Origin of the sequence: Candidatus Rhodoblastus alkanivorans (genome assembly GCF_022760755.1) — a bacterium.
Lineage (GTDB): Bacteria > Pseudomonadota > Alphaproteobacteria > Rhizobiales > Beijerinckiaceae > Rhodoblastus > Rhodoblastus alkanivorans.
In genome coordinates, this window is the sequence record NZ_JAIVFP010000001.1 from 1,451,451 (window position 1) to 1,476,776 (window position 25,326).

19 protein-coding genes are annotated in these 25,326 nt (G+C 64.7%); 10 read left to right on the forward strand and 9 right to left on the reverse strand.

Translation table 11 applies throughout. The annotated features are described in order from the left end of the window. Positions 1–176: 176 nt before the first annotated feature. The 3 genes from cysD to K2U94_RS06730 all read left to right on the forward strand — a co-directional run bounded on the left by cysD (position 177) and on the right by K2U94_RS06730 (position 6,151). Positions 177–1,094 carry a sulfate adenylyltransferase subunit CysD gene (gene cysD, locus K2U94_RS06720; protein WP_243066467.1) on the forward strand — a complete coding sequence of 306 codons (918 nt, stop codon included), beginning with the start codon at positions 177–179 and terminating at the stop codon, positions 1,092–1,094. Next, positions 1,094–2,992 (forward strand): sulfate adenylyltransferase subunit CysN, encoded by a 1,899-nt coding sequence (cysN, locus tag K2U94_RS06725; RefSeq protein WP_243066468.1) that lies wholly within the window; start codon positions 1,094–1,096, stop codon positions 2,990–2,992. Before cysD ends, cysN begins: the two co-directional genes overlap by 1 nt. A gap of 171 nt (positions 2,993–3,163) precedes the next feature. After that, a complete protein-coding gene (locus tag K2U94_RS06730; RefSeq protein ID WP_243066469.1) occupies positions 3,164–6,151 on the forward strand; it encodes an L-glutamate gamma-semialdehyde dehydrogenase in 2,988 nt (995 codons plus the stop codon). Here K2U94_RS06730 and ppk2 read toward each other — a convergent pair whose 3' ends face one another. Further along, entirely contained in the window at positions 6,152–6,991 is an 840-nt protein-coding gene (gene ppk2, locus K2U94_RS06735; RefSeq protein ID WP_243066470.1) for a polyphosphate kinase 2, read from the reverse strand. It abuts the gene before it with no gap. Between the two features lie 383 nt (positions 6,992–7,374). On the opposite strand from ppk2, the gene K2U94_RS06740 reads away from it, so the two are divergent. From K2U94_RS06740 to K2U94_RS06750, 3 genes are all read left to right on the forward strand, one after another. Continuing rightward, positions 7,375–8,142, forward strand: a complete 768-nt coding sequence (locus K2U94_RS06740; protein WP_243068819.1) for a lytic murein transglycosylase — start codon at positions 7,375–7,377, stop codon at positions 8,140–8,142. Between the two features lie 100 nt (positions 8,143–8,242). Continuing rightward, positions 8,243–9,718 carry an MBOAT family O-acyltransferase gene (locus K2U94_RS06745; protein WP_243066471.1) on the forward strand — a complete coding sequence of 492 codons (1,476 nt, stop codon included), beginning with the start codon at positions 8,243–8,245 and terminating at the stop codon, positions 9,716–9,718. A gap of 2 nt (positions 9,719–9,720) precedes the next feature. Then, on the forward strand, positions 9,721–10,836 hold the full coding sequence (locus K2U94_RS06750) for an alginate O-acetyltransferase AlgX-related protein (RefSeq protein ID WP_243066472.1): 1,116 nt from the start codon (positions 9,721–9,723) through the stop codon (positions 10,834–10,836). 69 nt (positions 10,837–10,905) lie between these two features. On the opposite strand, the gene K2U94_RS06755 is transcribed toward K2U94_RS06750, so the two are convergent. After that, complete coding sequence (locus K2U94_RS06755; protein WP_243066473.1) at positions 10,906–11,802, reverse strand: radical SAM protein; 897 nt, start codon at positions 11,800–11,802, stop codon at positions 10,906–10,908. Between the two features lie 121 nt (positions 11,803–11,923). Here K2U94_RS06755 and K2U94_RS06760 point away from each other — a divergent pair, with 121 nt between their 5' ends. Beyond that, positions 11,924–13,708, forward strand: a complete 1,785-nt coding sequence (locus K2U94_RS06760; protein ID WP_425332506.1) for a methanol/ethanol family PQQ-dependent dehydrogenase — start codon at positions 11,924–11,926, stop codon at positions 13,706–13,708. A 115-nt stretch (positions 13,709–13,823) separates the two neighbouring features. Here K2U94_RS06760 and pth read toward each other — a convergent pair whose 3' ends face one another. Beyond that, entirely contained in the window at positions 13,824–14,402 is a 579-nt protein-coding gene (gene pth, locus K2U94_RS06765; RefSeq protein WP_243066474.1) for an aminoacyl-tRNA hydrolase, read from the reverse strand. Between the two features lie 69 nt (positions 14,403–14,471). Further along, positions 14,472–15,113 (reverse strand): 50S ribosomal protein L25/general stress protein Ctc, encoded by a 642-nt coding sequence (locus K2U94_RS06770; RefSeq protein WP_243066475.1) that lies wholly within the window; start codon positions 15,111–15,113, stop codon positions 14,472–14,474. A 722-nt stretch (positions 15,114–15,835) separates the two neighbouring features. Between K2U94_RS06770 and K2U94_RS06775 the strand changes: the two genes are divergently transcribed. Further along, complete coding sequence (locus K2U94_RS06775) at positions 15,836–16,078, forward strand: hypothetical protein (RefSeq protein ID WP_243066476.1); 243 nt, start codon at positions 15,836–15,838, stop codon at positions 16,076–16,078. Positions 16,079–16,288: 210 nt separating this feature from the next. Beyond that, positions 16,289–17,122 carry a class I SAM-dependent methyltransferase gene (locus K2U94_RS06780; RefSeq protein WP_243066477.1) on the forward strand — a complete coding sequence of 278 codons (834 nt, stop codon included), beginning with the start codon at positions 16,289–16,291 and terminating at the stop codon, positions 17,120–17,122. A gap of 59 nt (positions 17,123–17,181) precedes the next feature. On the opposite strand, the gene K2U94_RS06785 is transcribed toward K2U94_RS06780, so the two are convergent. Together K2U94_RS06785 and K2U94_RS06790 are read right to left on the reverse strand one after the other, a co-directional pair. Next, on the reverse strand, positions 17,182–19,428 hold the full coding sequence (locus K2U94_RS06785; RefSeq protein WP_243066478.1) for a TonB-dependent receptor plug domain-containing protein: 2,247 nt from the start codon (positions 19,426–19,428) through the stop codon (positions 17,182–17,184). 72 nt (positions 19,429–19,500) lie between these two features. Continuing rightward, the gene (locus tag K2U94_RS06790) at positions 19,501–19,881 is read right to left on the reverse strand and encodes a DUF2946 family protein (protein ID WP_243066479.1); all 381 of its coding nucleotides are present in this window, start codon (positions 19,879–19,881) and stop codon (positions 19,501–19,503) included. Between the two features lie 239 nt (positions 19,882–20,120). Here K2U94_RS06790 and K2U94_RS06795 point away from each other — a divergent pair, with 239 nt between their 5' ends. Beyond that, a complete protein-coding gene (locus K2U94_RS06795) occupies positions 20,121–20,777 on the forward strand; it encodes a hypothetical protein (RefSeq protein ID WP_243066480.1) in 657 nt (218 codons plus the stop codon). A gap of 3 nt (positions 20,778–20,780) precedes the next feature. On the opposite strand, the gene K2U94_RS06800 is transcribed toward K2U94_RS06795, so the two are convergent. From K2U94_RS06800 to K2U94_RS06810, 3 genes are read right to left on the reverse strand one after another with little or no spacing between them, the layout of a single operon-like run. Next, a complete protein-coding gene (locus K2U94_RS06800) occupies positions 20,781–22,073 on the reverse strand; it encodes a sugar MFS transporter (protein ID WP_243066481.1) in 1,293 nt (430 codons plus the stop codon). Between the two features lie 38 nt (positions 22,074–22,111). After that, the gene (locus K2U94_RS06805) at positions 22,112–24,400 is read right to left on the reverse strand and encodes a glycoside hydrolase family 3 N-terminal domain-containing protein (RefSeq protein ID WP_243066482.1); all 2,289 of its coding nucleotides are present in this window, start codon (positions 24,398–24,400) and stop codon (positions 22,112–22,114) included. Positions 24,401–24,426: 26 nt separating this feature from the next. Continuing rightward, positions 24,427–25,305: an S-methyl-5'-thioadenosine phosphorylase gene (locus tag K2U94_RS06810; RefSeq protein ID WP_243066483.1), complete on the reverse strand. Its 879-nt coding sequence runs from the start codon at positions 25,303–25,305 to the stop codon at positions 24,427–24,429. Positions 25,306–25,326: the final 21 nt, after the last annotated feature.

The following is a 25,326-nucleotide window of genomic DNA, read 5'->3' on the forward strand; positions in this document are numbered from 1 at the left end:
TTCCGCCGCTGCCAAAAAGTTGCAGACGGGGCCGGGATTGTTATGCTTTAAGTGGCTGGACCTCGGCGCTCCGTCCGCCCTGGGCGGGGCGCCTCATTGCCGCTTTGTCCCGTTGGGCGCCGCTGTCCGGGGTTGGGCGCCGGCCCGAAGCCTGGCTTCGCGAGCGGCAGGGTGAAATGGAAAGCGACGTCATGGCGATTTCGGAACATTTGCGTCAGTTGGAAGCCGAGTCGATCTATATTCTTCGAGAAACCGCCGCCGAATTTCAAAATCCCGTCATGCTCTATTCGATCGGCAAGGATTCGAGCGTGATGCTGCATCTGGCCTTGAAGGCGTTCTATCCCTCCAAGCCGCCCTTTCCCCTGCTGCATGTCGATACGACATGGAAATTCAAGGAGATGATCGCGTTCCGCGACGAGACCGCGGAGCGGCTCGGGCTGAACCTGATCGTCCATATCAACCAGGACGGCGTCGCGCGCGGGATTTCGCCGATCGCCAGCGGCTCTTCGGTCCATACCCAGGTGATGAAGACCGAAGGCCTGCGCCAGGCGCTCGGCAAATGGCAATTCGACGCCGCGATCGGCGGCGCCCGGCGCGACGAGGAGAAAAGCCGCGCCAAGGAGCGCTTCTTCTCCCATCGCAATGCCGCCCACGCCTGGGATCCGCGCAACCAGCGCCCCGAACTGCGACGGCTGTTCAACACCCGCATCGCGCCGGGCGAATCCATGCGCGTCTTCCCTCTGTCCAATTGGACCGAGATGGATGTCTGGACCTATGTCGCCGCCGAAAACATCCCGGTGGTCGATCTTTATTTCGCGAAAAGGCGGCCCCTGGTGAAGCGCGACGGCGTGCTGATCATGGTCGACGACGACCGCCTGCCGCTGCACGCGGGCGAAATGCCGGAAATGATCATGTCCCGCTTCCGCACGCTCGGCTGCTATCCGCTGACCGGGGCGATCGAATCCAGCGCCCAGAATCTGGACGACATTATCGAGGAATTGCGCCTGTCCCACCTTTCCGAGCGCCAGGGCCGGCTGATCGACGCCGATGAATCCGGCTCGATGGAGAAGAAAAAGCGCGAGGGTTATTTCTGATGAAACATCCGATGACGACCTTCCCGGCGCGCGACGGCGAAACGACCGTGCAGCTTCCGACCCTGCGGCTGCTCACCTGCGGCTCGGTCGACGACGGCAAATCCACCCTGATCGGCCGCATTCTCTATGATCGCGGACTGGTGCCGGACGACCAGCTCGTTACCCTCGAACGCGACTCGCGCAAATTCGGCACCACCGGCGCCGACCTCGACCTCGCTCTGCTGATCGATGGCCTGGAGGCCGAGCAGCAGCAGGGCATCACCATCGACGTCGCTTATCGCTATTTCTCGACCGACAAGCGCTCCTTCATCATCGCCGACACGCCCGGCCATGAGCAATATACCCGCAACATGGCGACCGGGGCGGCGAACTGCGATCTGGCGATCCTGCTGATCGACGCCCGCAAGGGCATTCTCGACCAGACCCTGCGCCACATGTCGATCGTTTCGATGCTCGGCATCCGCCACATCGTGCTGGCGATCAACAAGATGGACCTGGTCGATTACAGCGAGGCCGTGTTCAACGCCGTCGTCACCGATTTTACCGCCCACGCCAGCGGCCTGGGCTTCAAGACGCTCGCCGCCATCCCGATGTCGGCGCGGTTCGGCGTCAATGTCACATCGCCCTCCACTTCCATGCCGTGGCGTCATGGGCCGTGCCTGCTCGACTATCTCGAAACCGTCGACGTCGCCGACGACGCCGCCGAGGCGCCGCTGCGTTTCCCGATTCAATGGGTGAACCGGCCGAACCTCGACTTCCGCGGCATGAGCGGCACGGTCATGTCGGGGCGGGTCAAGGTCGGCGACGAAATCTCGATCGCGGACACCGGCCTGACCACCCATGTCGCGCGCATCGTCACCATGGACGGCGATCTCGAAAGCGCCGAGGCCAATGACGCGGTGACCCTCGTCTTCACCGAGGAGATCGACGCCTCGCGCGGCGACCTGATCTGCCATGTCGCTGACCGTCCGACCGTGGTCGAGCAATTCGCCGCCCATCTGTTCTGGATGGGCGCGGACAAGCTTTTGCCCGGGCGCTCCTATCTCATCAAGATCAACGGCCGCACAGTCCCGGCGAGCGTCACCGAGATCAAGCACCGCCTCAACATTTCGAACCAGCAGAAAATGGCGGCGAAGACGCTGCGGATCAACGAGATCGGCTTCTGCAACATCGACGTCTCGCGGACGATCTGCATCGATTCCTTCGAGCATTTCCGCAATACCGGCGCTTTCCTGCTGGTCGACCGCACCACCAACGCCACGGTCGCGATCGGCACGATCGCCTTCCCCCTGCGCCGCGCCACCAATGTCCATCTCCAGCGCATGAGCGTGACCAAGGAGGTGCGCGCCACGCTGAAGCATCAGAAGCCGGCGGTGCTTTGGTTCACCGGCCTGTCCGGTTCGGGCAAATCGACGGTCGCCAATCTGGTCGAGGTCAAGCTTGCCGCGCAGCACGCCCATACGGCGACGCTCGACGGCGACAATCTGCGCCACGGCCTCAACCGCGACCTCGGCTTCACCGACGCCGACCGCGTCGAGAACATCCGCCGCGTCGGCGAAGTGTCGAAACTGATGGTGGACGCCGGCCTGATCGTGCTGTCCTCCTTCATTTCGCCCTTCGAGGCCGAGCGGCGCATGGTGCGCGAACTGCTTGGGCCCGGCGAATTCGTCGAAGTTTTCGTGGATACGCCGCTCGATGTCTGCATGCAGCGCGACCGCAAGGGGCTCTACAAACGGGCGCTGGCCGGCGAGATCAAGAATTTCACCGGCATCGACCAACCTTACGAGCGGCCGGACAACGCCGAGATCGTCCTGACCCAGGAAGACGGAACCGCCGAGCAGATGGCCGACCGCATCGTCAAATATCTGCGCGATAACAATTACGTCGTCTCCGCCTGACCGCGGCGAATCTGTTATTATCGCGTCGGTAGGTTTGGCGCTCGCTCTGGCATGCGCCAACCGCTCGCGGGTTTTCTGGCGCTCGCTCTGGCATGCGCCAACCGCTCGCGTGTCTTTTGGCGCTCCGCTCTGGCATGCGCCAACCGCTCGCGCAGGATGACGGGCCGGCGCATGACAGACGAGACAAAGGCATTTTCGGCGCCTTACGCCCCGCCTGATGAGGATTTCGCTCAAGCCTGGCTGGCGGAGCCGCGGCGCGACGATCTTCGCGCCGCCGAATCCGCTCTCGCCGCGCAACTGTTGCGCGCGATCCGGGCCCGTGCGCCGGGCGTCGGCGGGGTCGAGGATTTCCTGCACGAATTCAAGCTCTCGTCGCGCGAAGGCCTCGCCATCATGGCGCTCGCCGAAGCGCTGGCGCGGGCGCCGGACAATCCGACGGCCGACCTGCTGCTGGCCGATAAGCTCGCGGCGGGCGATTTCGATCGTCACGCGCTCCGTTCGGACGCGCCGCTGATCCAGGCCTGCGCTTTTGCGCTCGGTTTTTCGGCGCGGCTGGTCGAGGCGGAATTTTCGCCGAGTCGGGTCGTTTCCGGCCTCGCCCGGCGGCTCGGCGTCCCGGCCCTGCGCGCCGCCGCCCGCCAGGCCATGCGCCTGCTCGGCGGTCATTTCGTGTTCGGGGAAACGATTCAGGCGGCGCTCGCCCGCGCGCAATCGCCCGCCAGCCGGCGCGATCTCCATTCCTTCGACATGCTGGGGGAGGGCGCGCGGACGGCGCGGGACGCTCAATATCATTTCGACGCCTATGCCAACGCGATTGAATCGATCGGCGCTTCCGCGAAAGGCGCGGGGCCGGCGCAAAGGCCGGGGATTTCCATAAAACTTTCGGCGCTTCATCCGCGCTATGAGGCGATCTCGGCTGAGCGCGTCCGCGCCGAATTGACGCCGCGCCTGCTGGAGCTTGCGCTTCTCGCCAGGGAGCGGGACATCGGCCTGACCGTGGACGCCGAGGAGGCCGACCGGCTCGAATTGTCGCTCGACATTTTCGGCCGGGTCCTCGCCGATCCGGCGCTTGGCGAATGGGAGGGCTTCGGGCTCGCGGTTCAGGCCTATCAGAAGCGCGCCGGCGCGATCATCGACCATGTCGCGGAACTGGCGCGCGCCCGCCGCCGCCGCACCACGGCGCGGCTCGTCAAAGGCGCCTATTGGGACAGCGAGATCAAGCGCGCGCAGGAGCGGGGGCTCGCCGATTATCCGGTCTTCACCCGCAAGGCGATGACCGACCTGAACTATCTCGCCTGCGCCGGGCGGCTGCTGGCGGAGAGCCATATTTTCCCGCAATTCGCCACCCATAATGCGCTGACCGCCGCGGTGATCGTGGTGCGCGCCAACAGACGGCGCGATTACGAGTTCCAGCGTCTGCACGGCATGGGCGAGGCTTTGCACGAGGCCCTGCGCGCCCATTCGGGCGTCGCCTGCCGGGTTTACGCGCCGGTTGGGCCGCACCGCGACCTTCTCGCCTATCTGGTGCGGCGGCTGATCGAGAACGGCGCCAATACGTCCTTCGTCGCCCGCGCGGCGGAACCGGACGCCGCCGAGAAAGACCTGCTCGCCGATCCGCTCGAAAGCTTGCGCGAATCGGGTCGCGCCCGCCACGCCCGCCTTCCCCTGCCGCGGGACCTTTTCGCGCCGGAGCGTAAGAATTCCGCCGGGGTCGAATTCGGGCACAGCGACGCGCTTGCGGGCTTACTGGGAGAGATCGCGCCGCATCGGGACGCGGCGCGCGCCATCGCGCCGCATGGGATTGCGCCTGAGGCCGCTTTCGCCCATACGCAAAAAGCCTTTCCCGGCTGGAGCGCGACCGCGGTCGGCCGGCGCATTGCTATCCTCCTGCGCGCCGCCGACCTGTTCGAGGCGAATCGCGGCCGGCTGATCGCGCTTTTGCAGGAGGAGGCGGGCAAGACCTTGGACGATTGCGTCGCCGAAGTGCGCGAGGCGGCGGATTTGTGCCGCTATTACGCCGCCGAGGCCCGCAAGATCTGCGCCGGCGCCACACTTCCGGGCGTCACCGGAGAAGACAATAAGTTGCTCCGATGCGGGCGTGGCGTTTTCGTCTGCATTTCGCCGTGGAATTTTCCCCTCGCGATTTTTTCCGGCCAGATCGCGGCGGCGCTGGCGGCGGGAAATTGCGTCATCGCCAAGCCGGCGGAGCAGAGCCCGCGTATCGCCCGCGTCGCGGCGGAATTGTTCGCGGCGGCGGGTTTGCCTGAAGGGGCGCTGGTCTGCGCCCCCGGCGACGGCGACCTCGGCGCGGCCCTTGTCGCCGATCCGCGCGCGGCGGGCGTCGCCTTCACCGGCTCGGTCGAGACGGCGCAGGCGATTCAGCGCGCCCTGACCGCGCGCGGCGGCCCCATCGTCCCTTTCATCGCCGAAACCGGCGGAATCAATGCGATGATCGTCGATTCGACCGCGCTTCTCGAACAGGTGACGGACGATGTCCTCGTTTCGGCCTTCCGCTCCGCCGGCCAGCGCTGTTCGGCCTTGCGCCTGCTGTGCCTGCAGGAGGATATTTACGCGCCCGCGCTCGATATGCTGATCGGCGCGGCGGCCGAATTGCGGGTCGGCGACCCGCGCGACATCGCCACCCACGTCGGCCCGGTGATCGACGCGGGATCAAAAGCGGCGCTCGAATGCTATCTTGCGGCCCGCGCCGCCGATGGCCGCATTCTTCACGCCGGAACTGCGCCCGAAGACGGCTTTTTCGTCGCGCCCCACATCGTCCGCCTCGACCGCCCGCGTGACTTGACGCGCGAAATCTTCGGCCCAGTGCTCCATGTCACCACCTGGCGGGCGGAACGATTTTCCGATCTCATCGACGAGATCGCCGCCTCCGGCTATGGCCTGACCCTTGGCCTGCACAGCCGCATCGAAAGCCGCATCGCGGAGCTGGCGCGCAAGGCGCCGGCGGGGAATATTTATGTCAACCGCAACATGATCGGCGCGGTGGTCGGCAGCCAGCCCTTCGGCGGCTTTGGCTTCAGCGGAACCGGCCCCAAGGCGGGCGGGCCCGATTATCTCCGCCGTTTCTACCGCGAGGCGACCCTCAGCGTGAACACGGCGTCGCTTGGCGGCGACGCCGGCCTGCTGGCGCAGGAGGATTGACTATTCCGCGCCCCAATCGTGCTCGGTCACATATTTGTACGGATAATCCGGCTCGACATAGCCCTTCGGGCCTTCGCGCTTTGGCAGTTTCACCTTTTCGCTCGGCAACTCCTCGTAGGGAACGTGTCGGAGCAGGTGCGAAATTACGTTGAGCCGCGCCCGCTTCTTGTCGTCGGAGCGCAGAACATACCAAGGCGCCCAGGACGTGTCGGTTGCCGCGAACATGGCGTCGCGGGCGCGGGAATAATCATACCATTTGCTGAAGCTCTTGAGGTCCATCGGCGAGAGCTTCCAGATCTTGCGGCCGTCGTCGATGCGCGCCGTGAGGCGGCGCTCCTGCTCTTCCATGGTGACTTCAAGCCAATATTTCAGCAGGATGATTCCGGCGTCCAGCATTGCCTTTTCGAACGCCGGCGTCATCAGCAGGAAACGCTCCATCTGTTGATCGGTGGCAAAGCCCATCACCCGTTCGACGCCGGCGCGATTGTACCAGGAACGGTCGAAGATCACGATCTCGCCGCCGGCGGGGAAATGTTCGATATAGCGCTGGACATACATCTGCGACTTCTGCCGCTCGGTCGGCGCCGGCAGCGCGACGACGCGAAAGATGCGCGGGCTGACGCGCTCGGTGATCGCCTTGATGCAGCCGCCCTTGCCGGCGCCGTCGCGGCCCTCGAAGACGATGCAGACCTTCAAGCCCTTGGCGACGACCCATTGCTGGAGTTTCACCAGTTCGACATGAAGCTTTTTCAGCTCCTTTTCATAGAGCTTGTTCTTGAGCTTGCCGTCCGCCTCGTCCGGCGCCTCGACTTCCCGATGCTTCTTGCCCTTTTTGGCCATTTTTTTCCTCCCGCAACGCCTTGCCGCATTTTGGCGCAGCATAACACGGCCTGCGCATGCCGCGGTCATCCTAGTGTCAAGAATTCGACCTCTTTGGGCGCCAGCCGCGCCGAGTCGAGATCTGGGCGGGAGAGGAGCTCGAAGCGACATTCAAATCGCCTTGGCGCAAAGCGCTCGCCTGGGCGGCGCCGGCGCGAAAGCGCAGCGTCCACTTTTTTGCGCGCCGCTCTAGGCGCCGGGTGCGCATTTTGCGATTATGCCGCGCCCTTTCACAGGCGTGAACTTGGCAGGTCGGGCGAATCCGGCGCCGGCGCGCCCTATTCAAAATTTGGAAAACAGCAGGAGCCCGCAGGATGAAGGCCGGGAAATTCGCAATACTGGTCATGGCCGTGATGTCCCTCACTTTGGGGGCCGGCGAAGCGGTCGCCGCCCAATGCGGGTCGTCGTCGGGGGGCTTCGAAAACTGGAAGCAGCAATTCGCCCAGGAGGCGCGTGCGCATGGCGTCGGCTCCCCAGGCATTTCGGCGCTGATGGGCGCCCATTACAATCAGGCGACGATCAACGCCGACCGCGGCATGCGGAGCTTCCATCTTTCGCTCGACGCCTTCATGGCCAAGCGTGGCGGCTCGATCATCGCCGCGCGCGGCCGCAGGCTGAAACAGTCCAACGCCGCCTTGTTCGCCCAGATCGAGCAGCGTTACGGCGTTCCGCCCGGCCCCCTGATCGCGATCTGGGGCATGGAGACCGGCTTTGGCGCGGTGCGCGGCAATCAGAACATGATTTCCGCCGTCTCCACTCTGGCCTATGACTGTCGCCGGCCCGCTTTGTTCACCGACCAGCTCTATGCCGCCTTGACCCTGATCGATCGCGGCGTGTTCTCGTCCGGCACCCGCTCGTCCATGCATGGCGAGGTCGGCCAGACCCAGTTCATGCCGAAGACGGTGCTGGAATATGGCGTCGGCAATCTCGAAACCTCGTCGGGCGCGCTGAACTCGACCGCCAATTATCTCCGCGCCCACGGCTGGCAACCCGGCGCCGGCTACCAGCCCGGCGAGCCAAATTTCGCCGCGATCCAGGCCTGGAACGCCGCCTCCGTCTATCAGCAGGCGATCGCCATCATCGCGCGCAAGATCGACGGCGGGGATCATTAAGCCAGCCTTTCGGCTCGCGTCTTTCGCCTCGGCCGCCCCCGGCGGCCGAGGCCTTCGCGTTTTCGTTGAAAATTCCGCGCGCAAAGGTTTGCGGCCTTAAATGGTCTTCAGCTCGCCCATCTTTGTCTTCCTGTTCCTGCCGCTCACGGGAATTCTCTATTTCCTCGCGCCGCGCCGCGCGCGCAACGCGATCCTGCTCCTGGCGAGCATCGTGTTCTATGCCTGGGGCGAGCAGCTTTTCGTTTTCGTCGTGCTCGCCTCGGTCGCGGTCAACTGGCTGCTCGGGCTCCTGCTCGAATGGTTCCGGGGGCGGACGGCGTCGCGCCTGCTGATGGCCGGGGCGGTGATCGCCAATATAGGCCTGCTCGGCTTCTACAAATATTCCGGCTTTTTCGTCGCCCAGTTCAACAGCCTGACCGCGATGGGCGGCTGGCCGGCGGTCAATTTCAACGCGCCGCATCTGCCGCTCGGCATTTCCTTCTTCACCTTCCACGCCTTGTCCTATGTCATCGACATCTATCGGCGCGACGCCAAGGCGCAGAAAAATCCCGTCGATTTCGCGCTTTACCTCGCCTTTTTCCCGCAGCTCATCGCGGGACCGATCGTGCGCTATCACGACATCTCCGACCAGCTCACAGGGCGCAAGGAGCGGTTCGACCTCGCCGTGTCGGGCGCGGAACGGGCGCTGGCCGGATTCGGCAAGAAAATCCTGCTCGCCAATCCGCTCGGGGAAATCGCTGACCGCGTCTTTTCCCTGCCGCACGACCAGCTTGGCGTGGGCGTCGCCTGGCTCGGCGTCGCGGCTTACGCCTTGCAGATTTATCTCGATTTCTCGGGCTATTCTGATATGGCGATCGGCCTCGCCCGGCTGTTCGGCTTCAATTTTCTGGAGAACTTCGATTATCCCTATCGCTCGCGCTCGATCCAGGAATTCTGGCGGCGCTGGCATATTTCGCTCTCGAATTGGTTCCGCGACTATCTCTACATTCCGCTCGGCGGCAATCGCGTCGTGGAATGGCGGGTCTGGTTCAATCTCGTTTTCGTCTTTCTGGTCTGCGGCCTTTGGCACGGCGCGAACTGGACCTTTGTGGTCTGGGGCGCGCTCCACGGCCTTTTCCTGGTCATCGAGCGGGCGGGGTTCGGCAAGGTTCTGGCGCGCCTCCCTTCCGCGATTTCCTGGTTTTATGCGACGGCGGTCGTGACCTTCGCCTGGGTCTTTTTCCGGTCGGACGATCTCGGCGCCGCCTGGACTTTTCTTGCCGCGCTCGCCGGGCGCGGCGCTTCGGGAAGCGGCGTCGTTTCGGCCGGCGAGATGATCGATCTCCAGCTCGTCGTGACCTTCGCGCTCGGCGCGGCGGCGTCGCTTGGCGCCTTCACTTGGCTCACGGCGGACTGGCGCCTCCGCGCCAAACAGTCGCGCGGCGAGATTCATCCAGGGATAGACACTTTGCGTATTGGTTCCGAAGGAACGACAATCCTGGTCGTGCGCCTTGGTTTGCTGGTCGCCATCGCGGTCTTCGCCTGCGCGCGCATGGCGACCGGCGCCTATAATCCCTTCATCTATTTCCGGTTCTGACCATGCGACTCACCATCGACCGCGCGCGCGCCGCCAAGCTTTATGGCCTGCTTCTGCTGGGCTTCTGCGCCGTCGCCACCTCCCTCGGCGGCCTCCTCACCTTCGCCGGCAACCCTGACCCTCTGGCGAACGAGAAGCGGCGGCTGGCGCGGCTGGAATTTCCCACGAGCCTCGCGCAATGGCAAAAATTTCCAAAAAATTTCGACGCCTTTTTCAGCGACAATTTCGGCTTCCGCACCGCGCTGATCCGGCTCGATTCCAAAGTGTCGCTGGCCTTTCTCGGACGCCTGCCGAGCGAGCGCGTCGTAACTGGGAAGAAGGATTGGCTGTTTTTCGCCGGCGAACATTCGATCGAGCTTTACCAGAACGCCCTCCCACTCAGCGCCAGCGATCTCGCCGTCATGCGCGAGCGCATCGCCGGAAGGCGCGACCGCCTCGCCGCCAAGGGCATCGGCTATGAATTCGTGATCGCGCCCGACAAGCACACGATCTATCCCGAATATATGCTCGACCGTTTCCTGCGCAGGTCGCGGCCGTCGCAATATTCGCAGACCATGGAAATGGCGAAGGAAGCGAAACTGCCGGTGGTCGATCTGCGCCCGGTTCTGCTCGCGGCCAAGCCCCACGGCCTGGTCTATCTGCGCGACGACACCCATTGGAACGACATCGGCGCCGCGCTGGCGATGGGGCCGATTCTTGCGGGCATGGCGCCGAAATTCCAATTTCCCCCGCCGTCCGTGACGGGAAAGGATTTCGAGATGAAATCCCTTCCCACTGGGGACCTCGCCGAAATGGCGCTCATCAACCGCCGCGAAACCGCGCCTGTGCGCAAGGAATCAAGCCTGCCGTGCAAATTCGAGGTCACCGAAAAGGACTGGGATTCGGCCGGCCGCAAGTTGCATACCCGCACCCATTGTCCCGGAAAGAAGGGCAAGCTCCTGTTCATTCACGATTCCTTCGGCGACGCCCTGGTTCCTCTCTTGGCTGCGCGATTCGGCGACATGTACGCCCTGTGGATCAGGCCGACCGACCAGCAGTTCGACATTCTGGTGGCGCAGGAAAAACCCGATTTCGTGCTGGAGGAGCGGGCCGAGCGCAATCTGTCGTCCGAGCCGTAAGGCGGCGTGCGAAAAAGTGGATGCCGGTTTTTCGCAAAAAAGCTGCGAAAACAGAGGAATTCAAGTCTTTCAAAGCCCGCGCGCCCAGGCGGGGCGCAGGGGCGCCGTCTCCGGCGCAGCCAGCGCCGCGCGCAATTGGTCGAGCAGGCGCGCCTTGTCGGCGCCGAGCGTTCCCTTCAGCACCAGCCAGTTGGAGGCGTGATCGCTGCGGAAGATCGTGCGCTTCAGCTCCAGCGCCGAAACGAACCGCTCCATTTCCCCGATCAGGCCCAGAATGTCGAGCGGCGCGAAATCGGGAAAATTCGCGCGCAGGCGCACCTCGCCCTTGGGAAAGCTGACCACCAGGGTCGAGAGAAATTCCGGCTGCGCCGCATTCATCAGCCGCGCCGAATTGGTAGCGTGTTTCACGCTGAGCGTTGACCCGCCGAGGCCGTTGAGGATCATTACCGAACGCTTGATCCCAGCCTCGCGCAGCTTTGCCAGCGCGTCGAGGGTCGAAGAGAAAGTCTCGCCCTTGTTGATCCGGGCAAGGACCTCGTCGTCGCCGGATTCGGCGCCGACATAGACCAGCGACAGGCCGAGTTCGGCCAGCTCCCGCAATTCCGCGACGGATTTTTTTGCGACATTGCGCGGCAGGCAATAGCTCGACACCCGCCGCACCCCCGGCAAGGCGTCGCGGATCGCGTTCAGCGCCGCGATAAGCCGGCGGGTCGAAAGGGTCATGGCGTCGCCGTCGGCAAGAAAGACTCGCTTGACCGAATCGCCAAAGGTTTCGCCGCAGCGCCTGAGGCTTTCGAGCACTTCGGCCTCGTCGCGCGGACGAAATTTTTTCTGCGGCGCGGTGTACATTTCGCAGAATGTGCAACGGTTCCACGAACAGCCGTCGGTCACGGGGAGAATCAGCGAATCGGCCTCGCTCGGCGGGCGATAGACGGGTTCGACATAACGGATGGGAAAGGCGTCCATGAGCGTCGCGGCGTTGAAATTTGAGACGAAACTAAACCGGGACGCGCGCCAAAGCCAGAGCGTCCGCGCTTGACCGGGGTCCGGACGAGGGGGGATAAATTCTGCCCCGCGGAGGAAACGAATGCGAATCGTTCAGGCCCTTTTTTTCCTGATGGCCATTTGCGCGCTCGCGGCGCCGGGGCGCGCCGCGCCCTCCATGCCGGGCGAATGGGCGATTCAGGGGGGGAATTACGCCAACAACCGCTATTCGCCGCTCGACCAGATCAACGCCGGCAATGTCGCGCGCCTGCGCCCCGTGTGGACCTTTTCGACCGGCGTGCTGCGCGGCCACGAAGGCGCGCCCCTCGTCGTCGGCGACGTGATGTATCTGGTCACGCCCTTTCCCAACATCGTCTATGCCCTCGACCTCGACGACGACGGCAGAATTTTGTGGAAATACGAGCCCAAACAGGACCCGGACGTCGCCGCCGTGATGTGCTGCGACACCGTGAATCGCGGGCTCGCCTTTGCCGACGGCATGATTTTCCTCCACCAGGCCGACACGACTCTCGTCGCCCTCGACGCGCGCACCGGCAAAGTGGCGTGGAAGGCGGTCAATGGCGATCCGAAGAATGGCGAAACCGGCACGGCGACCGTGCTGCCGGTCAAGGACAAGGTCATCATCGGCGTTTCCGGCGGCGAATTCGGGGTGCGCTGCCATCTTTCGGCCTATGAGATCAAGACCGGCAAGCTCGCCTGGCGGGCCTATTCGGAAGGGCCGGACGATTCCCTGCTGGTCGATCCGCAGAAGACCACGGAACTCGGCAAGCCGATCGGCAAGGATTCCAGCCTCAAGACCTGGAAGGGCGATCAATGGAAGACGGGCGGCGGCTGCGCCTGGGGCTGGACCTCCTATGACCCTGACCTCAACGTGATCTATTACGGAACCGGCAATCCCTCGACCTGGAACCCGGAGCAGCGGCCGGGAGACAATAAATGGGCGACGACCATTTTCGCCCGCGATCCCGACACCGGCATGGCCAAATGGGTCTATCAGATGACCCCCCATGACGAATGGGATTATGACGGCGTCAATGAAATGCAGCTCGTCGATCAGAAATTCGACGGCGTCACCCGCAAGCTTCTCGTCCATTTCGACCGCAACGGCTTCGCCTATACGCTCGACCGCGCCACCGGCGAATTGCTGCTCGCGGAAAAATACGATCCGACCGTCAATTGGGCGAGCGGGATCGACATGAACAAGGCCAGCCCGAATTACGGCCGGCCGATCAGGGTGAAGAAATATTCGACCGAGGCGCAGGGCGAGGACGTCGTCACCAGGGGAATCTGCCCCGGCTCGCTGGGGACCAAGGACGAGCAGCCTTCCGCCTTCTCGCCGAAGACCGGCCTGTTCTATGTGCCGACCAATCATATCTGCATGGATTACGAGCCCTTCCATGTGCATTACACGCCGGGCCTGCCTTTTGTCGGCGCGACCCTGACGCTCTATCCGCCGCCGGGGGAGCGCGATACCGGCAATTTCATCGCCTGGGACGCGGCGAAGGGAAAAATCGTGTGGTCGGACCCCGAGCCGTTCTCGGTATGGTCCGGCGCGCTGGCGACAGCCGGCGACGTGGTGTTTTACGGCACGCTCGACGGCTATCTGAAGGCGGTGGACGCGCGCACCGGCAAGCTGCTCTACAAGTTCAAGACGCCGTCCGGCATTGTCGGCGATGTCATGACCTATATGCACAAGGGCCGGCAATATCTCGCCGTCCTGTCCGGGATAGGCGGCTGGGCCGGCATCGGTCTCGCGGCGGGACTGACCAATTCCCATGACGGCGCCGGCGCGGTCGGCGGCTATCGCGCGCTCGACCAATATGTCGCTCCGGGCGGCGTGCTGACCGTTTTTGCTTTGGCGAAATGATGCATTTCCGCAAGATTGCTTCGCAATCCGCGGAAAGGCGATGGCACGAAAATCCTTTGGATCGCGAGGGGATTTTCGCGCCAACGGAATACGAATTCCGCCGGAATTCGTACGATCAGAGCCCGGCCTTTTTCAGGGCGTCATGGATGCGGGTCTGGAACAGGCTGTCGTCGCCCTTGGCGAGGGGCTCGACATTTTGCGCCACAGCGTCGCAAAGGGCCTCGACCCAGGGCTTTTCGGCCTTGGCGAAATCGCTCAGCACATAGGCATGGACCAGAGCCTTGTCGCCGGGATGGCCGATGCCGAGCCGCACCCGGCGATAGGCGCCGCCCAGATGAGCGGTGATCGAGCGCAGGCCATTGTGGCCGGCGTCGCCGCCGCCGCGCTTGACCCTGACCTTTCCGGGCGCGAGGTCGAGTTCGTCGTGCAGCACGACAATGTCCTCGACCGCAATCTTGTGGAAGCGCGCGGCTTCGGCCACGGCGCGGCCGCTCTCGTTCATGTAGGTCTCGGGCTTCAGGAGCAGCGCGCGCTCGGGGCCGATGCGCGCCTCGCTGACGTCGCCCTGGAATTTGCGACGGAACGGCGCGGCGCCATGGGCGCGGGCGATGGCGTCGAGCGCCATGAAGCCGATATTATGCCGGTTGCCGGCATAGCTTTTTCCGGGATTGCCCAAACCAACCAGGAGCAGCATGGAAAAGCGCATCCGAAAAAGGAACCGCCCGCTTGAAAGGCGGGCGGTGAGACATTTGCGAGGGGCGGCTTACTTCTTGCCGCCCTTGGCCGGAGCGGCCGCCGCCGCGGCGGCCGCAGCGGCTTCCGCCTCCGCCGCCGCCGCGCCGCCGGCCGGCGGCGCGATCGTGGCGATGGTGAAGTTCGACTTGTCCACCGGCGCGCAATTGGCCGGCAGGCTCAGCGCCTGGATGTGCACCGAATCGTTGAAGTCCAGGCCGGTGAGATCGACCATGATGGCTTCCGGAATATTGTCGCCCGGAACCATCATTTCCACCGTATGGCGCACGATGTTCAGCGAACCGCCGCGCTTGATGCCGGGCGCCGCCTCGTGGTTGCTGAAATGGACCGGCACGGCGACCTTGATCTTCTGGCCCGCCTTCAGGCGCAGGAAATCGACATGCATCGGCGTGTCGCGCACGACATCGAGCTGATAGTCGCGCGGAATGGCGCGCTCGCTCTTGCCGTCGATATCGATTTCGAAGATCGTGGTCAGGAAGTGACCCGCATAGACCAGCTTGTGAAGGTCGCGGTAGGAAAGCGAAATCGGCGTCGCCGCTTCGCCGCCGCCATAGATGACGGCTGGAATTCTGCCCTCACGGCGAACGCTGCGGGCGGCCCCCTTGCCGGTCCCACTGCGAACCGTGGCGGCGAGTTTCTTGATCTCGGCCATAGGTTCAATCCTTTTTGAGATGTTCGCGCCCACGCCTCCAGGGGTGTCGGAAACGGGCGCGAAGCCGGGCTTATAGAGACGGAAGGCCGGAAAGGCAAGGGCGGCGGGGCGTTCAAAGGATCGGACGGCGGTCGGCGCAAGGTCTTCGGCGGAAATTTCGCGAACGTGCGACGCAACGGTGACGCTCAGGCTCGTTTCCTGATTTATCATGAAAGTTTCAGCTTTCCATCGCAATGGAGCCAAATTTCGAGCGGAAGCTTCCGCGCTTCTTCCCAAGTGGAGGATTCTTCCCAAGTGGAGGAAGCATCGATGCGCTCTGCCAAGAAACGCATGCGTGCAAGAAACGCATTCGTGTCGGTAGTCCGCCGCTCGTCCTTCCAAGCAGCGCGGGATTGGCGCTGGCTCAACACCCAAATGAAATGGCGCCCAACGGCCTGGGTCCGCCACAGCGGACGACGGCCATGAATGCAGGCGCTCTGGGAATTTCCTCGGGGCGCGGCGCGCGTCCGTTTGTCGTAATCCCTGATCCGGCGACTGCCGGGGGCGTCGCCGGAGTTCGGCCGGGCGTCGCGCCACTCGACCGCCGCCTTCGCGCGGCGCCGTCGATCGAAACGATGGTTGATCGGGCGGTCAGTGCGCGGATCCCGAACGGGTGTTGCGGGGCGCCGCCCTGCGCGGCGCCCGGATCGTCCCATTATCCCCGGCGAAAAAGGAGACGCATCATGAAAATGATCTTGACCTCCGCTCTTACATCGGGCCTGATTTTCGCCTTGGGCGCGGGCGCCGCAGTGGCGGCTCCGCAGGCCCTAAGGTCCGTGGACTATGAGCGCGAGATGCGCGCCGGAGCGGAGCAAAGTGTGTTGGTTCCTGACTGCGTTCGCGCCAATGGCGCGCAGATCCTGACCGGCTTCGCCGCCCCCGGCGATTATCTCTCGCGCACGACCGGCGAGTTTTGCGAGCGCTGAGCCCCGCCAGCGAAGAAGAAGGCCCCGCAGCCGGGGCCTTTTTCGACTCTGGTTCAACGCAAATGGGGCTTCCGGTCCGATCCGCCCCTCGCCGGCTTCGCGTCGGAATTTTTTCCATAACGGCGGGCGACGCTGGCGATGGCGCCAATCGCGGTGAAGCCGTATATTTGCCCCCGGTCAATGGGTGAGCCCAGGCTTTGGGAGGCGGCGATGGAACCGAATAACGCCATTTCTCGTCACTACGCCCATGGCTCGCTGGAACACGCGATCTTTGCCGCTTTATCCGCCTCCGGCAAGAACCTGTCGGCGCTTTCCGTCGATGATCTGGCGCCCGTGGATGAATTCCATATCGGCGGCCGCCAGGCGACGGTCGATCTTGCGGCGCAAGCGGGTTTCGCGCGGGGATCGCGTCTGCTGGATATCGGCTGCGGCCTCGGCGGCGCCTCGCGTTATTTCGCGGCGGAACTCGGATGCCGGGTGACGGGCGTCGATCTGACCGAGGAATATGTCAATGTCGCGCGCGCACTCGCGGAGCGCGTCGGACTGGCGCCCCGGGTGAGCTACCGGATCGGCAGCGCGCTCGCTCTCCCCTTCGCGCCGCAGGCCTTTGACGGCGGCTATATGCTCCATGTCGGGATGAACATCGATGACAAGCAGAAGCTTTTCTCCGAGGCGCGCCGCGTGATCGCGCCCGGCGGAATCTTCGCGATCTATGATGTGATGCGCGAGCCGGGCGCAGGCGAAACCGCTTTTCCCGTTCCCTGGGCGTCGCACGCCGGAATGAGCCATATCGAAAGCGCCGCAACCTACCGCGGCCTGTTGGAGGAGGCCGGATTCGCCGTCGAAAAGGAGCGGAGCCGAGCCGATTTCGCGCTCGACGTCTTCCGGCGGATGCAGGCGCCCGCGGCCGCGGGCGGAGGCCAGCCCTCGCTTGGCCTCCATATCCTTATGGGGGCGACCACGCCGCAGAAAATCGCCAACACGATCGCCGGCCTGGAGCAGGGCCTGATCGCGCCGATGGAAATGATCAGCCGCGTCCGCTGACGCCTCCGGCTTCGCCGGATGGAAAGACCCCGCCCGCGAAGGGGCGGGGTTTTCGGCGATCAGAACCTGGCCGTCACTGCGCCATAGATATTTCGGCCCTGGGCGGCGACCGGCGAATGCAGATTGGAATCCGCGCCCGCCCGCCAGTCGGCGATATCAATGCCGCCGAGCGGATTGTAATAGAGCACATTGGCGATGTTCTCGACGCCGAGGTCGAAACGCAGGTTGCGATATTCCCACGACGCGCGCAGGTTGACGACGCCATAGGCGGGCGTGGTCGGCTCCAGCCGCACGATTTCGACCTCCGTCTTGGCCGCCGCCGCCTGAAGCTCCAGCGCGGTGGTCAGGCGCCCGCCCCACAGAGCGATCGTGTTCTCAAGCGTCACTTTGCCGTTCACGGGCATTATGTGATAGAGGCTCGCGCCATTGTCCACCCGCCAGCCGCGCACATAGCCGATGACGCCACTGATCGAGAAATCGCCGTAATCGGCGGTTTGCGCGATCAGCGCGCGCCCGGCGAGATCGAAGCCGTAAAGTTCGGCGTCGTGGTTGGCGAATTGCAGCAGGTTGACCATGCTCTTCGCGCCCACGGCGTTGGCGACCGCGATCTGGCCCCGGTAATCGACGTCGATATAATCCTGAACATAAGTGTAATAGGGACCGAGCTTGACCTGCCAGATCTTCCGGGTCGGGTCGCTCCACTGGCCGGTCAAAGCGATGGTGTTCGCGACTTCCGGGTTGAGGTTCAGATTGCCGTAATAGCCGTTGCCGTCGCCGAACCAGCCGATCATGCGCGCCGCCATGCCGTTGGTCGACCAGGTGTAAAGCTCGTAAATGCTCGGCGCGCGGGTCTTGCGCGTATAGCCGAATTCATATTGGCTGGTGTCGTCGGGATTGTAGCGCAGCACCGCCGTGGCGTCGAAATCGGCGAAGGTTCTGGCGTGGTCCCGCGCGTTGAACGCGGCCGCTTGCGCGGCGTACATCATGCTGTAGCCCTGAACGTCGCCGGCATTCATCCACACCATGTCGTTGCGCAGGCCGACCAGCGACGACCAGCCCTGGCCCCAGCGCTTCTCCCATTCGACATAGGTTCCGAGCACATTGCGCTGGCCGTCGTTGATATTGACGAAGGTCGAGCAGCACATCATGCCGGGCATGAATTTGCCTTTCATGCCGACCGGCGGCCACCATTCGTTGAGCGTCTGCATATGCAATTCATTGCCGACGCGCAGCAGGTCGGTCGCGCCAAGATTGATCGTCGCCTTGAGATTGTAGCCGTAATCCTGGTCGTTGACATACATCGGCATGCCATTGGCCGGCGTGGCGTCGACGCCGCCGTTCTTGTCGGCCAGGAAGTTCATGTAATGCTGGGTCAAATGGTAAAAAGCGTTGGCCTCGAACGCGCCCCAGCCGAAGGCTCCCTTGTAGGACAGGTCATAGGTGTTGGCGTTGTTCCCCATCATGTCCATCCACTGGTTGGGGAAGCCCTGATAGGGAATCCATTGATAGGCGTAGCGAAACGCGAGCGTCTGGCCGTCGTTGGCATAGGCCAGGGTCGCGGCGTGATTTGTCGCCTCATACAGGGTCGAGCGCACCAGGCGGTCGCCGCCTCCGGCGTGATAATCGCCGGATTTGCTCCAGGCGCCGTCATATTGGAGGCTGAAATGTTCGGTCGCCATGTTGATATGGCCCGATACGCCGATCCCGCCGCCATTGGAGCGGAAATTGGTCGAAACCGAGCCCGAGGCGACGACTCCCCGCCCGAACGGCGCGAAGACCGGCGCGGAACCCTTGGCGCCGGCGGGCGTGGCGAAAACCGGCGGCCGCGGCGTGACCAGGATGGAGCCGCCGATCGAATCCCCGCCCTTGCTGACCGGCACATTGACGGTCAGGACCTCGACCTCGCCGATCGCCGCCGGATCGATATAGGACAGGGGCGGGTTCATGTGATTGGCGCAGCCGGCGGTGACTGGCACGCCGCCGAGGACCACATTGTTGCGCTCGTCCTCGAGGCCGTGGATCACGGGCAGGCTCGACACCGCGCCGGCGCCGTAAAGGCTGACGCCCGGTGTGTTGTCCAGCAGGCGCGCGGAATCGCTGGTGCGCGGCGACATCGGCGCGATGTCCTGGCGCGTGACGATGGAGGCGTCGAGATTGCGGCGCGTGACGATGGAGGCGTCGTCGGCCGGCCGGGAAAAGCGGTCGGCGGAGACGTCGATGGGGGGGAGCGCCGCGGCTTGCTGGGCACGCGCGGCGACAGGCAGCAGGCAGACGCCCGCCACGAGGCAGGAGGCGAATCTGGACATGGATGAAAGCTTTCGGAATCTGGATGACGGCCAGGCGCCGACGCGCGGGGCGCGGCGCGATGAAGCGGAATCTCAGATGGCGAAAGGCGGCGCGCGGGCCGGGGCATGGTAATAATGTTCGCCGCTGGCGAGACGTTCAGCGCCCTCTTTCCAGGTCGCGGGGCGCGCGAGCGGCGCCGGCCGCGCGATTTGCGCGGCCGGCGGGGGCGGCGGCGCGGCGCCCAGATGCACGAAATGACAGAGCGGGCAGCAACCGTCAGGCGCAAAGGGCGCGTGCGGCGCTTTGCCCGCGTCGCCTGGATTGCCGGTCTCGCCGCAGATCACGGCGCGGCCGAGCGGATCGGCCTGCAGCGCCCGGGCCATGGACAGGCTTGCCCCCGCCGGCGCAAAAATTTGCATCAGCAGGGCGATCAGGAAGACAGGAAATGCTGCTCCGATCCGCCGGCCCGTCACTTGGCCCTCCGAATTGCTTCAGCGAAGCGATAACATCTCGCCGCCGAGGGCGTCGATTCGTTTTGCCGCCGCAGGCTTCCCTTCAAGATAATTTGCCCGCCTGTTGCCGACAGGCGACAGAATGAAGCGTGGGGAGGCCGACTTTGCGCGCGAATTGACGCGCCGTCGTTCCTGCCCATAAGGTCGAAGCGATGATCCCTCGTTTTTGGGCGGCAGCATTTGCCGTGATGGCGTCAACCATGCCGCTTATGGCGGAGCCGCCGGCGGTCTGGCGTCCTGTCGGGCCTCATGTTCCGCCTTGGGCCTATTGGCGTCACAGGCATTTTCACCACCGCTTCCGCCCGCCGCCGCCGCCGTACCAGCCATTCCCGTTCGGCTTCCCCGAGCCTTACGGCGCCCCGCGCAATGGTCCCGAAATTCTCCCGCCTCCGGCTGTGCCGCAATCCTCGCCGGGAACGCCCGCCGCTCCGCAGCGCGCGGCGCCTTTGCCTGCCTTCTCCCAGGGCATGACGATCACGATCAGAAAGACATTGCACGAAAATGGCGAGGACGGCGGCAGGAAACCGTCGCCGCTGATCGACCGTCCGAGACAGGCGGCGGAACGTCTGGCCGCCTGCTGGTCGCCGCCTCTGCCGCGGAAAGGGGAGACGGTCGAGGCGACCATCCGCTTCTCTTTCAACAGCCGCGGAACGATCATCGGCGGCGCGCCGCGCGTCACTTATGTCAAGGCGGGCGCGGGCGTGACCGCCGGACAGGTGCGCGATTCGATTCTCGCCGCAGTGAAGGACTGCACGCCGCTGCGCTTTTCGAAGTCGATGGCGGCGAGCGCCCCCGGCTATCCCCTGTCCGTCCACTTCATCGGCCGGTTGGCCGACGATAATCGAGGTCCAAACTGATCGTCACGCCGCGAGTGCGACGGGGCGGCGGGCATAGAGGCCGAAAAAGGCGATGACAGCATAGCACAAAGCCGGCAGCGCCAGCGCGACCGACAGGCTGCCGGTAACATCGGCGAGGCGGCCGGTCAGCGGCGGGATCACCGCGCCGCCGACGATCGCCACGCAGATGATCCCCGAGCCCTCCGCCGCCCGCGCGCCCAATCCCTCGCTCGCCAGGCTGAAGATGGTGGGGAACATGATCGAATTCATCAGGCCGATGGCGAGCAGGCTGTAGCCCGCGAGCGCCCCGGTCTCATTGGCGGAGAGCAGGATCAGCGCCACGGCCCCCAGCGCATTGAAGGCCAGCAGCCTGCCCGGGCTGATGAGCCGCAGCGCCCCCGAGCCGATGAAACGCCCGATCAGCGCGCCGCCCCAGTAGAGCGGGATCAGCTTGCCGGCGGCCTGATCGTCGAGCGCGAGCACATGCTTTTGTTCGAGATAGAGCACGATCAGCGAGCCGATCGCCACTTCCGCCCCGACATATAGGAAGATCGCGGCCGTCCCGAAGGCGAAACGGGCCTGTTTGAGCAGGCCGAAGCCGGAAAACACCGGGCCGTCGCCGTGGCTTTCGCCTTTGAGGCGATTGCGGTGAAGCCAGACCGCGCCGGCGATCAGTGTGAGCGCCGCCGCGAGCCCCACATAGGCATGGGCCACAGCCCGCGATTCGGCGGCGCGATAGGCGTCGAACGCGGGGCCGGAAAGCTGCGCGGCGGTCACGCCGGCAAGGCTTCCGAGGATCAAAATGGCGCCGAAATAGGGAAAGACCGTCGTGCCCAGAGAATTGAATCCTTGCGCGAAAGTCAGCCGGCTATGCGCCGTTTCCGGCGGGCCGAGCAGCGAGATCAGCGGATTGGCCACGACCTGGACGATTGTGATGCCGCTCGCCAGCACGAATAGAGCGGCCAGGAACAGGCTGAAGGCGGGGCTGGCCGCCACCGGAACGAACAGCAGGCAGCCGAGCATCATCGTCAGCAGTCCGACGACGGCGCCGCGCATAAAACCGAGACGCCGCACCAGCGCCGCGGCGGGCAGGGAAATGGTGAAATAGGCGGCGAAAAAGGCCGACTGCACCAGCATGGCCTGCATGTGGTCGAGCGAAAACAGTTCCTTGAGCTTGGGGATGATCACATCGTTGAGGCTGGTGACGCCGCCGAAAATGAAGAACAAAGCCATCACGAAGAGGCGCAGCTCCGGCGCGTCCGCCGCCGTGACCTCATTGGCGGCCGATCCGCCGTCGTTCGCGACATTCGAGGACATTTGAGCGATAGCCTTTGGAGAAGAAGGGAGGGGCTGCTTCAGGCCAGAAAAAACGTGGCTTTCCTTCCGCTTATAGCAGAAGGAGCGATCCACACGTCATAGGCGCCATGGTCGGCCCGGTCGGCGAGATTGCCGTGGACATGGGCGAGGTCGGGCAACCGCAGGGTGAATTCGACCATTTTCGCCTCGCCGGGCGCGAGTTCGACATGCTGGACGCCTTTGAGCTGGCGGACCGGCTGGGTGATGGCGGCGACGCGCTCGTGAACATAGAGCTGCGCGGTTTCATGGGCGGCGCGGCGGCCTTTATTGAGCAGTTGCGCCGAAATCTTCACGACCCGGTTGCGGGTCGGGCGCGGCGCGCTGACAAGGGTTTCGCCATATTCGACGGTCGAATAGGTCAGGCCGTGGCCAAACGCGAAGAGAGGCTCGTTGGAGACCTCGGTGTAGCGCGCCTTGAAGGCCGCAATGGCGTCGGACTGGGGCCGGCCGGTCGAGCGGTGATCGTAATAGAACGGCTCCTGCCCGGACGCCTGGGGAAAGCTGACCGGCAGGCGGCCCTGCGGCGAGAAATCGCCGAACAGCAGGTCGGCGAGGGCGTTGCCGGATTCCGAGCCCAGGAACCACGAGCACAGGATCGCGTCCGCCGCGCGCACGGCGCCCGACAGCGCCAAGGCCCTGCCATGTTTGAGGATGACCACGAGCGGCTTGCCGGTCGCCGCGACCGCCTCGGCGAGATCCTGCTGGCAGGGGGGAATGACGATGGAGGTGGTCGAGGCCGACTCGCCCGACATGCGCTCCGGCTCGCCGAGGTAAAGGACGGCGACGTCGGCGTCCTGCACCGCCCTCACCGCGGCCTCGACGCCGCCGGGAATGGCGTCTTCGGGCGCGCATCCACGGGTGAAACTGCAAGGCGCGCCGGGACCAAGCGCCGCGCGCACGCCTTGCTCCAGCGAGACGGCGCGCTCCGGCTCGCCGTCAAGCGCCCAGGCGCCGAGAGCCTGGGCCGTGTCCGGCACATAGGGGCCGATGAAGGCGAGCGACTTGCCCGTCCTGGGCAGGGGCAGCAGGTCGTTCTTGTTTTTCAGCAGAACGATTGACTTGCGCGCTGCTTCGCGGGCGAGCGCGACCATGTCGGGGCGGCGGACGACATATTTCCGGCGGTCGGGATCGAGCGAGCGATAAGGGTTTTCGAACAGGCCGAGCGCTTTTTTCACCCGCAGCACGCGGCGCGCCGATTCGTTCACTTTCGCCTCGGCGAGGCGGCGCTTGCGCACCAGGGCAGGGATGTGGCGGCGATAGATGTCGTCGCCCAGCGCGACGTCGCATCCGGCGTCGAGCGCCTTGACCACGGCGTCCGCCTCGTCGGCGGCGTAGCCGTGGTCGATCAGTTCCCGCACCGATTGGAAATCGGACACGACCAGCCCGCGAAAGCGCCATTCCCCGCGCAGGATTTCGGTCAGCAGGCGGCGGTTGGCGGTGCAGGGGACGCCGGCGATGTCGTTGAAGGCGGTCATGGTCGAAAGCGCGCCGGCGTCGAAGGCCGCCTTGAAGGGCGGGAGATGGACCTGGCGCAACTCGGTTTCCGGGATATCGACGGTATTATATTCCATCCCGCCCTCGACGCCGCCATAGCCGGCGAAATGTTTGGGACAGGCGAGCAGGGAATCGTCGGCGCGCAGATCGTCGCCCTGAAAGCCGCGGACCCGGGCGGCGGCGATCCGCGCGCCGAGCCAGGAATCTTCGCCCGCGCCCTCCAGCACCCGGCCCCAGCGCTCGTCGCGGGCGACGTCGATCGCCGGCGCAAAGGTCCAATGCAGGCCGAAGGCGCTGGCCTCCTCGGCCGCCGCGCGGGCCGTGCGCCGGCAAAGCTCGGGATCGAAACTCGCGGCCTCGCCGAGCGGGATGGGATAAGTGGTCTTGAGGCCGTGGATCACGTCGGCGGCGAAAATCAAGGGGATGCGCAGGCGCGATTCCTCGACCGCGATCCTTTGCAGCTCGCGATTGAAGGCGATGTCGAAGCCGTTGAAATAGCCCGCCGCCAGGCCGCGACGCACATCTTCCATGGCGTCCTCCCGCGTCGGCTCGCGCCGGCCTTGCGGATTGATCGCGGCCGAAGATATCGGGCTGCGGAAGATCGAAAGCTGGGCGGCTTTTTCCTCCAGGGTCATGCGGCGCAGCAGGTCCTCGATGTGAGGATCGGGCGCCAGCGGACGCGCGGCGGCAAGAGCGCGCGCCACGGTCGCGAGCGCCGCCGAACCGGCCAGAAAGGCGCGCCGGGATAATTTTCGTCTGGCCGAGCCGGAAAAGGGCAAAATATCGAAATCCATGACCTTCCCCAGGCTCCCCGGCCTGTTTACGCTTTCGCCAGAACCCGCCCGAGAATGGCGTCGAGCTTTTTCACCAGTTCCGGATCCCAGGCGTCGCGGGCGGTGACCAGCGCATGGTCCAGCGCGCGGTCGGAGCCGATCGGGCAGGGCTGATGTTCGGCGGGAAAATCCTGCATCAGCCGGGCGAGCAGGCGCGACGCCTTGTCGGCGTTGGAGCGCACGACCTCGAGAATATTGTGGACCTCTACAACGGCCTCGTCCTCGCGCCAGCAGTCGTAATCGGTGACCATCGCGAGCGTGGCGTAGGACATTTCCGCCTCGCGGGCGAGCTTGGCCTCGGGCAGGCCGGTCATGCCGATCACGTGATAGCCCGCCGCCCTGTAGCCGAGCGATTCCGCGCGCGAGGAGAATTGCGGCCCCTCCATGCAGACATAGGTTCCGCCCTTCACGATATCGATCTTCTCCGCATGGGCGGCGGCGATGATGCGGTGCTGGAGCAAAGGCGCGACCGGATGGGCCATGGAGACATGGGCGACGCAGCCATTGCCGAAGAAGGAGGATTGCCGACCGAAGGTGCGGTCCACGAACTGGTCCACAGCGACGAACAGGCCGGGCGGCAGCTCTTCCCGGAACGAGCCGCAGGCCGAAACCGAAATGACGTCGGTGACCCCGACCCGCTTCAGGGCGTCGATATTGGCGCGGTAATTGATGCCCGAGGGCGACAGGCGATGGCCGCGTCCGTGACGGGGCACGAACACCGCCTCGGTCGCCCCGATGCGCCCGAAGCGCAGGGCGTCCGAGGGCTCGCCCCACGGCGTCCTGACCGTCTCCTCGCGCACGTCCTCGAGGCCGGGCAGGTCATAGACCCCGGAGCCGCCGATAATGCCGAGAAGCGCTTTGGGCATCGTTTGATCCTTTGGCCAGAT